This window comes from Affinundibacterium nitidum, from assembly GCF_014284155.1.
Classification (GTDB): Bacteria; Pseudomonadota; Gammaproteobacteria; order Burkholderiales; family Burkholderiaceae_D; genus Undibacterium; species Undibacterium nitidum.
In genome coordinates, this window is record NZ_JACOFZ010000001.1 from 416693 (window position 1) to 428650 (window position 11958).

The 11958-nt window shown below is 46.0% G+C and carries 12 protein-coding genes and 1 tRNA gene; 3 read left to right on the forward strand and 10 right to left on the reverse strand.

Going from position 1 to position 11958, the window contains the following annotated elements; all coding sequences use genetic code 11:
* Positions 1-5: 5 nt before the first annotated feature.
* The 4 genes from H8K36_RS01785 to H8K36_RS01800 form a co-directional block, all read right to left on the reverse strand.
* Entirely contained in the window at positions 6-776 is a 771-nt protein-coding gene (locus H8K36_RS01785; protein ID WP_186915366.1) for a hypothetical protein, read from the reverse strand.
* 33 nt (positions 777-809) lie between these two features.
* A complete protein-coding gene (locus H8K36_RS01790; protein ID WP_186915365.1) occupies positions 810-1394 on the reverse strand; it encodes a hypothetical protein in 585 nt (194 codons plus the stop codon).
* Positions 1391-1669, reverse strand: coding sequence for a DnaJ domain-containing protein (locus tag H8K36_RS01795; RefSeq protein ID WP_186915364.1), 279 nt, complete (start codon positions 1667-1669; stop codon positions 1391-1393). Before H8K36_RS01795 ends, H8K36_RS01790 begins: the two co-directional genes overlap by 4 nt.
* A gap of 92 nt (positions 1670-1761) precedes the next feature.
* Positions 1762-2232 carry an FKBP-type peptidyl-prolyl cis-trans isomerase gene (locus H8K36_RS01800; protein ID WP_329604197.1) on the reverse strand — a complete coding sequence of 157 codons (471 nt, stop codon included), beginning with the start codon at positions 2230-2232 and terminating at the stop codon, positions 1762-1764.
* A gap of 467 nt (positions 2233-2699) precedes the next feature.
* On the opposite strand from H8K36_RS01800, the gene H8K36_RS01805 reads away from it, so the two are divergent.
* Positions 2700-3941 carry a nitronate monooxygenase gene (locus H8K36_RS01805; RefSeq protein WP_186915362.1) on the forward strand — a complete coding sequence of 414 codons (1242 nt, stop codon included), beginning with the start codon at positions 2700-2702 and terminating at the stop codon, positions 3939-3941.
* Positions 3942-4073: 132 nt separating this feature from the next.
* On the opposite strand, the gene H8K36_RS01810 is transcribed toward H8K36_RS01805, so the two are convergent.
* The 3 genes from H8K36_RS01810 to dusA form a co-directional block, all read right to left on the reverse strand.
* Positions 4074-4149: transfer RNA gene (locus H8K36_RS01810), tRNA-His, on the reverse strand.
* Between the two features lie 268 nt (positions 4150-4417).
* Positions 4418-4885: a copper chaperone PCu(A)C gene (locus H8K36_RS01815; protein WP_230404269.1), complete on the reverse strand. Its 468-nt coding sequence runs from the start codon at positions 4883-4885 to the stop codon at positions 4418-4420.
* Positions 4886-4938: 53 nt separating this feature from the next.
* On the reverse strand, positions 4939-5982 hold the full coding sequence (gene dusA, locus H8K36_RS01820; protein ID WP_186915361.1) for a tRNA dihydrouridine(20/20a) synthase DusA: 1044 nt from the start codon (positions 5980-5982) through the stop codon (positions 4939-4941).
* A gap of 182 nt (positions 5983-6164) precedes the next feature.
* Between dusA and aptA the strand changes: the two genes are divergently transcribed.
* Together aptA and H8K36_RS01830 are read left to right on the forward strand one after the other, a co-directional pair.
* A complete protein-coding gene (gene aptA, locus H8K36_RS01825; protein WP_186915360.1) occupies positions 6165-7487 on the forward strand; it encodes an omega-aminotransferase AptA in 1323 nt (440 codons plus the stop codon).
* Between the two features lie 3 nt (positions 7488-7490).
* A complete protein-coding gene (locus tag H8K36_RS01830; protein WP_186915359.1) occupies positions 7491-8510 on the forward strand; it encodes a type II secretion system F family protein in 1020 nt (339 codons plus the stop codon).
* On the opposite strand, the gene H8K36_RS01835 is transcribed toward H8K36_RS01830, so the two are convergent.
* From H8K36_RS01835 to H8K36_RS01845, 3 genes are all read right to left on the reverse strand, one after another.
* A complete protein-coding gene (locus H8K36_RS01835) occupies positions 8507-9349 on the reverse strand; it encodes a transporter substrate-binding domain-containing protein (RefSeq protein ID WP_186915358.1) in 843 nt (280 codons plus the stop codon). The genes H8K36_RS01830 and H8K36_RS01835 overlap by 4 nt on opposite strands.
* 216 nt (positions 9350-9565) lie before the next feature.
* Positions 9566-10945 carry a prephenate-dependent tRNA uridine(34) hydroxylase TrhP gene (gene trhP, locus H8K36_RS01840; RefSeq protein WP_186915357.1) on the reverse strand — a complete coding sequence of 460 codons (1380 nt, stop codon included), beginning with the start codon at positions 10943-10945 and terminating at the stop codon, positions 9566-9568.
* A gap of 48 nt (positions 10946-10993) precedes the next feature.
* A complete protein-coding gene (locus H8K36_RS01845) occupies positions 10994-11899 on the reverse strand; it encodes a DMT family transporter (RefSeq protein ID WP_222611097.1) in 906 nt (301 codons plus the stop codon).
* Positions 11900-11958 lie beyond the last annotated feature (59 nt).

Consider the following 11958-nt stretch of genomic DNA (forward strand, 5'->3'; position numbering starts at 1 on the left):
GAAAATTACAATGCAGACTCTTCGTCATCGTCATCGCCATCGTCGTTATTCTTTTTATTCGGCGCGACTTCATCATCCTCTTCCTCTTCGCTAACTTGACCTTCAGCGAACTCGTCATTTTGCAAATTACGCAGATACACTTGATAGCGTGCGCGTAATTTCATCAACACTTCACGGAAAATCTCAGGCAATTCGTAGCGTAGAATGTAAGTGACTTCCATCCAATCGTGGTCTTCTACACTTGCCCTATCCATGGAAGAGGCACGCGTTTCTGTATCGCTGGTGAGGCTCAAGAGATCATCATCAATCGCTTGTGTTTTCGATTCATCACCGTACTCATACAAATCAAACGTCGCATAACGATAGAAGTGCTCTACCATTTGCGTACGGTCTTGTAGATAATCAGCCAAAGAATCATAACCACCTTCGACCTCTGCAATCTCATACAAAAATTCCGCTGCGTCTGCGCCATCACGGAAAATTACGGAATTGATCATCCCGCGCAGCTGCTCATGCGTGAGATCTTTGTAGCGTTTTTCCAAAACTACGGCCTGCGCAAATTGTTCGGGGGTCACTAACAAATTCACTAACGATTCTTTGGACGCATCATATTCACGAATAATGGCCAGCAAATCCTTTGCCGGGAATTCATCCAATGCTGCCACCAAAGCTTGATCGCCTTCTGTTTCAGCCAAAGTAGCCAATGCATGTTCAGCACCGGCGATATCGCCAGCCTTTACTAAACTTTGTGCTTCTATCAATGCTGGATAATGCATAAATATCCTTTTTAAAATAATGTAAAGGGCCGCTTAATCTTTGCGGTCAAAGCCTTGCTCTGCCAACCAATCAGCGCCTGCCTCTTCGAGATCTACATCGTCGCCATCATCCCCATCATCACGTCCGTGGCGACCGTAATTTCCATCGAGATCACTATCTTCATGCGATTCATCTTGCTCATCTTGATCTTCGTTGTCGTCTTGCTCTGCAACCGCATTCGCGCGCGTATGGTGGCTGCGACTCAGGTATTCCAAACAAGCAGCAGTGACTAAGAAACGATCCCCCTCTTCTTCCGCCAACACTAATTTTGCCAACTTATCTGCCCACGGCTCCAACTTGACTGCAGCAGCTAAGCTTTTCCAGCTTGGTAGCTTGTTACCTTCTTTTGATGCCAAGTTTTCAAAGACCAAGGGGTTCATGAAAAGGAAAGCACCATGAAAGGCGGTGACCAACATTTCGGGATTTTCTCCCATCATCGGAAGTAGAAATGGCAGCTGCTCGCGCTTTTCTTTCAAACGATGACGCATGACGTCCTTGCCTTCAGAATCGGTACGCAAATCGTCCAACTCTGCTTTATAGACCAACATCAATTCTTGAAAATAACGCGAAAACTTCACTGCAATACTCCTGTTAAATAATTCTGCCAAATTTCAGTGGCGGTCTCTATCGGTGACTCTAAAAGATTACGACGACGATTTTCATCGTAAGCGGAACGAGCCGACTCATCCGACAAGACATCGTAGGCCTCTTTCACGGCATGGAACTTCATTGGAGCTAATTCGGAGCTGTTGCGATCTGGATGAAATTCCGCCGCCTTGACCCGATAGGCTTTTTTGATGTCGGCCAGTGAGGCATTCGTCGCCACACCCAGAACAAAATAATGATCCTGCATGAGGAATGCTACTCCTATTAAACACAAGCGATACGAACTAACTTCGCTCTCGATCGACCATAGAAACGTCTATGATCGATCGGAAATCTGGACTACTCGTGATGATGCCCGCCTGCGCCATGCACGTGACCATGCGCGATTTCTTCTTCCGTTGCTGGGCGCACATCCAATACATGCGCTTCGAAACGCACTTGCATGCCAGCCAAAGGGTGATTGCCGTCCACTGTCACTTTACCGGCATCGATCGCCGTTACACGAAATTGTGCAGACTCGCCCGTCTCTGGATCGCGCGTTTCAAACATCATGCCGATTTCCAAATCTGGTGGAAACAACCCAACATCTTCCTCGTGCACCAAACTTGGGTCAACTTCGCCGAATGCATCGTCCGGATCCATTGTCACGGAAATTGTTTTGCCGACTTCTTGACCGTCCAATGCCGCCTCAACCGCTGGCAAAATATTGTCATAGCCACCATGCAAATAGACGATAGGATCGTGATTCTTGTCGATCATGACACCAGAAGCGTCAAACATTTCGTAGTTCAAGCTTACGACTGAGTTCATTGATATTTGCATAGTCTTAGATATTTCTGATTAATTTGTTTTGATTAATGTGACGAGAATGAAGAACACATTCTGTAGAAAGACCGTCATTGTATCAGAGCACGAATTGGCCGTATCGCTCGATTTTTCCTCTACAAAACTGATCTGCATTAAAGATTTCCCTATAAAACCCTACGAAATACCAGTTTTTCAATCATGACAAGCCCAAAAAAGACCACCTGAGGTAGAATTGCGCCTGTAGAAAATTTTGCTCAATTGGCCCTAGCACAAGACTCGCCAAAAAAGTTAGAAATCGAGTTCTAAAATAAGATCAAAAATCGGACTCTCAAGACCCAGCAGAAGGTTCAACGGAAGAATACATGATGTAGAAGATAAGTAATTGTCTTCTGATTAGATGAACTTTGGATAAGTTATCTGGTCTATTGCAGCGAAAACAATTTAGAGATCTAAGTAGTCCAAGGAAAACAATGAAACGTGTAGATGATTTTCGCCTGCGCCTAGGCAAACATGAACTAGTGCCAATTATGATTGGCGGCATGGGCGTGGATATTTCAACCGCAGAATTGGCCTTAGTGGCCGCACGTTTGGGCGGTGTTGGTCATATTTCAGATGCCTTGGTGCATGATGTTTCTGATCGTCGCTTTGACACCAGCTTTGTCAAAGAGAAAACGAAGCAATACAAATACAACATTAACAATTCCGACAAAACTGATGTGAAATTCGACTTGGAATTGTTGGCGCAAGCGACAAAACTACATGTCGGCAAAACCATGGAAGCCAAGCAAGGCGACGGTATGATTTTCGTCAATTGCATGGAAAAATTGACGATGAATGGCCCACGCGACACTTTGCGCGTGCGCTTAGCATCGGCTTTAGACGCTGGTATCGACGGCATTACTTTGAGCGCCGGGTTACACCTTGGTTCTTTCGGTTTAATGGAAGACCACCCACGTTTCCGCGATGCCAAACTCGGCATCATCGTATCCTCAGTCCGAGCGCTACAATTATTCCTTCGCAAGAACGCCAAGCTTAATCGCTTGCCTGACTATGTAATCGTTGAAGGTCCATTGGCTGGTGGACATCTCGGTTTCGGTCTTGATTGGGCCAAGTACGATTTGCACACGATCGTCGCTGAAGTATTGCAATATCTCAAAGATGAGAACTTAGACATTCCTGTAATTGCAGCTGGTGGCATCTTCACCGGCAGCGACGCAGTTTCTTTCCTTGAAGCTGGTGCAGGCGGAGTACAAGTTGCTACGCGCTTCACCATCACCAAAGAATGCGGCTTGCCAGACGATGTCAAACAAGATTACTTCAAGGCTAAAGAAGAAGAGATCATTGTTAATACAATTTCTCCAACTGGCTACCCAATGCGCATGCTGAGCAATACGCCAGCGATCGGCTCGAATATTCGCCCAGGTTGCGAGGCATATGGCTACCTACTTGATGGCAATGGCGGCTGCTCATACATCGATGCTTACAACCGCGAAGTTGAAGCTAATCCTGGTAACAAAGACTTCAAAGTCATGGACAAAACTTGTCTTTGCACGCATATGCGCAATTTCAAATGCTGGACTTGCGGCCAAACAACCTACCGTTTAAAAGACACGACACGTCAGCTGCCCGATGGCACCTACGAGTTGTTGAGCGCAGAACATGTGTTCCGCGATTATCAATTCAGTATCAATAATGAAGTTGCACTTCCTTAAAGTGCAAATTGCATAATACAGAAAGGCGCCTTGATGGGCGCCTTTTTTTATTCTCCAAATAATTCTTTTCATCACGCTTACTGAGCAAAAAATAAAAAAGCCCGCTCGAAAGCAGGCTTTTTTATTGAATTTTGGGGTGGACGATGGGGCTCGAACCCACGACAACAGGAATCACAATCCTGGACTCTACCAACTGAGCTACGACCACCATTGGTACACTTAACAAAACAACCGCCAAGTGAGCCTCGCATTATACGAGAGTTTGATGAATCTGGCAAATGTTTTCCTCGTGATTACTTTTTTCAACTTCGAAATCTCAAAAAAAAACCCATAGCAGAAAAGCTACGGGTTGAGTTCCCTACAAGGGCACAGGACATACAATGAAAACATCTTCACTATAAATCCAGAAATTCAAAGCACCTCAAATTATTACAATTACTTACGAATTTCAGTTCATCGATACATACCTTTAGAGATCAGTGCATCGTCATTGCTGTTGAACTAGCCGCCATGCTTTTTACGGTAGCATTTACTGAAACCACTTGCCTCTTCCCTTGACGATCTTCAAAACTAAGTATTAATGCGATTTGATCCCCTTCTTTCGCTTGCTTTTTGAGGTTCATCAGCATGATATGAAAACCACCCGGGCTAAGCTCGGTTACTTTTCCGGCTGGGCAAATTACTTTATCGACTTCGCGCATTTTCATGACTCCGCCATCCATTTGCATTTCATGAATTTCGATCATACCCGCAGCTTTACTTTCAACTTTGACGAGACTCACTTCAGTCTTGGTTTCAATCTGCAAAAAAGCACCTGTCGTTTTCTGCGGTCCAACTGTGGCGCGGACCCAGGCATTCTTGACATTAATCTGGGCCATCGCCTGCGACATCATAACGATTCCTAATACGCCAGCTACACCGAACGACATCATCATCTTTTTCATTTACATTCACTTTCTTGAATTGAGAAAACAAACATCTTTTAAAACCAACGCACTTAATTTGTTTGATATTGCTGTACACAAGCCCACGCTTCCAGCAAAAGCTTCGCATCGGCATTGGCGAGTTTTTTGGAATCGGATAATAGTTGTCTAAAACCACGTGCACCGACCAAGCCAAACGTCAGCCCCAGCATATGACGTGTAATGCTATTCAGCTTTAATCCTTTACCGTTTGCGCCAAACTTCGTCAGCTGCTCCTGTATGTAAGGAATCATCGCATGCAAAACTTCTTCACGGCTCTTGGCAGGACTAGCATCCCCGTAATAACGCGCATCAAAGCTGCTCATCAGATAAGGATTATGATACGCCTCTCGACCCAGCATCACACCATCGCAATGTTGCAAATGAAGATCGATCTCTGCGATGGTTTTAATGCCACCGTTGATCAAAATTTCCAACTGTGGGAAATCGCGTTTTAGTTGATACGCGTATTCATACTTCAGCGGTGGTACCTCGCGGTTTTCTTTTGGTGACAAGCCTTTAAGAATCGCGTTACGGGCATGAACCACAAACGTTTTGCAGCCAGCGTCGGCGATTTGTCCGACGAAGTCACGCACAAAACTGTATGAATCCACGTCATCGATACCGATTCGGTGCTTCACCGTCACGTCAATATCGACAACGTCGCGCATCGCCTTGACGCAATCTGCGACCAAAGCTGGCTCAGCCATCAAACAGGCTCCAAACGCGCCTTTTTGTACACGCTCTGAGGGACAGCCGCAATTAAGATTAATCTCGTCATAGCCCCACTCTTGGCCACGCTTGGCAGCAATCGCCAAATCAGCAGGCTCACTTCCGCCTAACTGCAAGGCGATTGGATGTTCGATTTCATTGAAATCTAGATGCCGAGCTAAGTCACCATGAATGATCGCTCCCGTCGTTACCATTTCGGTGTAGAGCCAAGTATGGCGGGTGATATAGCGGTGAAAGACACGGCAATGCCTATCGGTCCAATCCATCATGGGCGCAACGGATAAGCGACGGGAGGGTAAAACAACTGAGCTCACAATAATCTGCCTACAGTAAAAATTAGCCGCCATTGTACCTTTAGCGGCAAAGGCTTGCGAGTTGAAGTCCCTTCCATCATCTAGGCAACATACGATTTCTTAAGAAATACATTCAAAACTCCTTGTCTACAAAGCAAATTTCGGTTCATCAACGAGGTCAATTCGTTTATGCTTAGATATCAGAGAATTATTTGAATGCCAGAGGAATCAGCATCATGTCCAAACAACAATTCGAACATTTGTGGATGCCTTTCACAGCCAATCGCCAATTTAAGAGCCAACCAAGACTCATCAAGGCAGCCAAAGGCATGTATTTCACGAGCGAAGATGATAGACAAATTTTAGACGGAACCGCAGGGCTATGGTGTGTGAATGCCGGACATAATCATCCAAAGATCGTCGATGCAATTCAACGCCAAGCGGCCACACTTGATTTCGCCCCCACCTTTCAAATGGCGCACCCACTGGCCTTTGAAGCTGCGACAGCCTTAGCCGGGATCACTCCAAAAGGATTAGATCGCATATTTTTTTGCAACGATGGTTCGGAAGGTGTCGATACGGCACTGAAAATGGCGCTTGCATACCATCGCGTTCGTGGCGACGCGGGGCGTCATCGCTTGATCGGCCGCGAGCGTGGATACCATGGCGTCGGCTTTGGTGGAATCTCGGTCGGCGGTATTGCTGGAAACCGCAAACAGTTCGGGCCAGGCTTGGCTGGAGTGGATCATCTCAAACATCCTTTGGATATCGATCGCAACGCTTTCAGTAAAGGATTGCCTCAACATGGCGCAGAATTAGCGAATGAATTTGAACAACGCTTACTGGCCTTGCACGATCCATCGACGATTGCTGCCTTGATAGTCGAACCGATACAAGGCTCAACGGGCGTGATTATTCCTCCACGCGGATACCTACAGAAGATTCGCGAGATTTGTAGCAAACACGGCATCCTTTTAATCTTCGACGAAGTCATCACCGGTTTTGGCCGATTAGGTTCCGCATTTGCTGCAGACTATTTTGACATCAAACCAGACATGATCGTGTTGGCGAAAGGCTTAACGAATGCCGCAGTTCCTATGGGCGCAGTGGTTTGTAATACGTCGATTTACGATAGCTTTATGCAAGCCGCGCCGCCGGATGCCATCGAATTCTTCCATGGCTACACCTACTCTGCTCACCCACTAGCTTGTGCTGCAGCAATCGCGAGCATCGAGGTGTATCGTGAGGAAAATATTTTTCAAGCTGCCGCTGACATGGCATCTTATTTTGAAGCAGCCGCCCATCAGCTGCGAGGTCTCCCACATGTCAAAGATGTGCGCAACCTTGGCATGGTGTGTGGTATCGAACTAGAACCTCAAGTCGGTAAAACGACAACACGCGCTTTTGATGTATTTCATCGTTGTTTCTGGGAGAAGGATCTCCTCATTCGCACGACAGGCGATATCATCGCATTGTCGCCACCATTGATCATATCGAAGGCCGAAATCGATTGCCTGTTTGGACGTCTAGCCGAAGCGATTCGGGAACAGGCTGCCTGATTCATGGGGACATCTTCAAATCTATCAACCTTCAAAGCGCTCGATTTCGAAACTCGTGCGTTGATTTTCAATCATTTAGCGACGATGGAGAACGCAGGTGTTCCTGCCCTCCAAAGTTTTCAGCATCTCAAAATAAATGAGCAAGTGGCACAGCGGGTAGCTGTTTGCAGACGTTTATTAAACAAAGGTAAGGACATTGCGCATGCAGGCAATCAAGCTGGCTTGTTCGATTACTTCGAATTTGAACTGCTACGTGCAGCAAATGCTGCTGGTGGCTTAGGTGTCGCTTATAAACGCTTGGCCAAGGTCTATACAGAAAAATTCACCTTACAAAAACGACTCAAAGCACGGATGCGTTTGCCAATGCTGATGTTCGTACTTTCTCTTTTTTTGCTGCGGATACCTGCTCTCGTCGCCAATCAAATCAGTAATTTTCAATTTATTTTGGGAATCGTGCTTCCCATCATTTTGCTTTTTGTGGTGATTCATTTATTTAAACGCCGCTTACAAAGGCCTATGCAAAAGCCGCAGCAAGAGGAGCCGCATACGATAGCGTTTGACCGCAAACTCTTACAGTTACCTATTTTTGGAAAAATGATCGCGCGCGATAACGCCAGACAGTTTTACGAATCACTCAGTCTCTTGCTGGAGGCTGGCGTCGCTATGTTTGAGGCAGCCCCCTTAGCATGCAATACCATTTGGAATGCCGAAGTACGACGCCACTTTGCACCAATCGCCTCAAGCTTAGTGAGTGGATACAGTTTATCCACCGCCCTTGAATCAAATACCTTCAAGGGCGAAACGCAGGTGATAGATTTAATTCGAACCGGAGAAGAAAGCGGCTGTCTACCGGAAATGCTCTGGCGCTACGTTGAATCTGAGAACGAAGCGCAGACGCAATTTCGAGAGCAATTAGCAGATTGGGCACCTAAGATTATGTATTCCATTGTTGCCGTCTACATCATGTATCAAATCTTTCGGAGTGGCGCATTTATGCCGCAACTTCCTCCAGAGGCGAGTTAGTTCGAACTTGATGATGCTCGACCACGTTGATGGGTAGTGGCAACTGATTTTTCCAGCACGCGATTTAACTTGCTAATTAAGGCATCCGGCACCTGTTTAGTACACCAAAAATAGCGGGGATCTTCCTTTATTGTTTCTACAAAATAGCTCAACCTAAACTCAGCAGGAGAACGATCGGAACGCTGAATCAAGGCATTTGCCTCCTCCTCGCTGACGAGAAAATAGTCAGCGCGTTTGTACACCAACATATTCAGCATATTCGTATTCTCGCCCGTTGCAGGAATTACCTTCGGAGAAAAATTTCGGATTTGTTGATCAAGTATTTGTCCGTATGAATAACCATCTTTCACCAGCATCACGAGCTGGCTATCTTTCATTAAATCCCCTACTCTCATTTTTACTTGCAAACGAGGGTTCGACGCAAGACTGAGCGCTACCATTTGTTTTCCAGCATAAAGAGGAGCCGAATATTTCCCGATCAGCTCACGTTCTGGACGCTTAAACCAGCCAACTAAACAAGCTTGCTCCTGATTGCGATTCATTACGGCAAGTTGCTGTTCGGCCGTCGCCTTCTTCCAGGCATAAGAAATACTCGCTAACTCAAGCGCGCGATTTGCAGGACTTGCCGTCAGTCCTTCGACGCGCCCATTTCCTCTTGATTCGAGATAAGGAGCACGCTCATTAAAATAAAGATTTAATTTTTGAAATGTGTTGGCCTCTGCAGACGACAAACACGACGACGCTAGCACAAAAAAAGCGCCCAGCCAATTTACTCTTTTACGCATCTCCGTTCCAAACTTGATTCGCTCGCATAATTTGATATTATTTTGTTCGAGCATTTTTTGCTTTCTAACGAGATGATATTCGGAAACGTGAATCAGAATCGATATTTCACACAACTTTGCATTCTTGCGTAACTCATAAGCTTTAAAGTAATGCCTAGAACGAAATTCAAATTTTTAATGTACCGTAACAAATAAAAAAGCCTACTTTGCGATAGATACAAAGTAGGCTCAAATCTGTTAACGGCACGGAACCAATCCGCACTTTCTTTCTTACAGCATACGTGCCAGCAAGGCTTTATCGTATTTACCTTGCAGTGGAATTCTCACCTTATGACCGGCACCACCTATAACGTCAATCGCTTCATTGTGCTTATTACGAATCTCGCTCAGGGTCACTGTTTCGTTCCCACTTGGATGAATGATTTCAATGCGATCACCAACAGAGAAACGGTTTTTAACTTCAACCTCAGCCCATCCATCTGCTACCGAAAGCACATTACCCACATATTGACTGCGGTGAGCCTTTGAAACACCTTCCATGTAATTCTGGTGATCTTGCGTGTGGTGACGTTGGTAGAATCCATCAGTGTATCCACGATTCGCCAAGCCGTCCAACTCACTAATTAAACGCTCATTAAATGGACGGCCTGCTACTGCATCATCAATCGCACGACGGTATGTTTGAGCAGTACGTGCCACATAATATAGAGATTTTGTGCGGCCTTCGACTTTCAACGAATCGACACCAATTTTTGCTAGTCGTTCCACGTGCTCGATCGCACGCAGATCTTTGGAATTCATGATGTAAGTCCCATGCTCATCCTCAAGGATAGGCATGAAATTACCGGGGCGTCCAGCTTCTTCAATTAGGTAAGGACGTTCTGCCAAAGGATGGCGCTGCATGTCGCCCATCGCTGAAAAGCTTTGATTAGCTTCTTCAAGTGCTTTGTTGAAATCAAACTTAATGGTCTCAACAGGAATGCGCTGCAGATCACCAGTCTCATTCTCTGTCGCATTTTCGACTTTGTAATCCCAACGGCAAGAATTGGTGCAAGTGCCTTGATTTGGATCGCGATGATTGAAGTAGCCAGACAATAAGCAGCGACCAGAGTACGCAATACATAATGCGCCATGCACAAACACTTCGATTTCCATTTCTGGACAGCGTTGTTTGATTTCCTCGATTTCATCGAGCGATAATTCACGCGACAAGATCACACGAGTCAGTCCCATTTTTTGCCAGAATTTCACGTCAGCCCAGTTCACCGCGTTGGCTTGCACAGACAAATGTACATTCACTTCTGGCCACTTCTCGCGCACCATCATAATCAAACCAGGGTCGGCCATGATCAATGCATCTGGTTTCATCGAGATCACTGGTTCCATATCATTCAGATAGGTCTTGAGCTTGGAATTATGTGGAAAAATATTACTCGCCACAAAAAACAATTTGCCGCGTGCATGTGCATCATCGATGCCTTTTTGTAGTACATCTAAAGTCGAAAATTCATTGTTGCGCGCACGCAAACTATAACGTGGCTGACCGGCGTAGACGGCGTCCGCACCAAAATCAAAAGCAGCGTGCATTTTCTCTAAAGAACCTGCTGGCAACAGCAATTCCGGAGCTTTGAGTTGAGCAATGGATGACATATGTGTATTCCTACAATAAAGCAAAAGATGAGAACTGACGCCTGCGCGTCAAACCAATTTATTTTTTTGTTGACGCTCTAAGTGCAAAGCCGTCATTTCATTAAAAATCAAAGCCGTGAGTACAACGGCGCCACCGACCAATGTCGCTTGAGCGGGCTCTTCACCGACGGCCATCCACACCCACAAAGGTCCGAGTAAGACTTCGAGTAGTGATAGCAAAGATAATTCAGGCGCAGATAAACCTTTCGCAGCATGCACCATCAGCATACAAGGCACACCGAGCTGAAACACGCCCAATGTTGCGAGTATCACGAGATCGTGAACAGAAGCAGAAAATGGTAACGCCATAGGTAGCATCAAGCATGCCGACAACAATCCGCCAACAAACACCGCGGGGATCAAATCAACGTCTTGTCCGCCTTTTTTGAGAATAATGACATTAGTCGACGCTGCCAGCGGTACGCAAGTGGCAAGTATGACGCCAATCAAGCCACGAGAATCGAGTTTAGAAAAACCATCAATGAACATCCACACCATACCGATGCAAGCGACGAATATCGCCAACCAAGTACGTGCAGGTATTTTCTCCCGCAAAAATATCCACGCGAAAATCGCTGTCAACAGTGGTGATAAGCTTTCTACGATCAAGGCATTTGCCACTGTCGTCATGGTGATCGCCAACATGAAACAAGAAAACATCGAGCCCCACATTAGGCCTGAAAACGCACCGTACTTTCCAAGCGCGCGAATCTTGCCAAACACGCGTTGACGATGTTGTACAGCAAGTGCGATCAATACGAACAAAGCAGCAAAAAAGCTTCGCCAAAAACTCACCTCAAAGCCACGCGCCGATTCCAACTTGCGCGACAAGACGCCTGCTGAGCTCCACATTGCGGGTGCAATGATCATCAGGAATAAAGCTTGTTTATGACTTGGATGCGCCACCTGCTGCATGCATCGTCTCCTAATTCAAAATGCGAAAACCCGCTTGAGCAAAGTTCAAACGGGTCTTG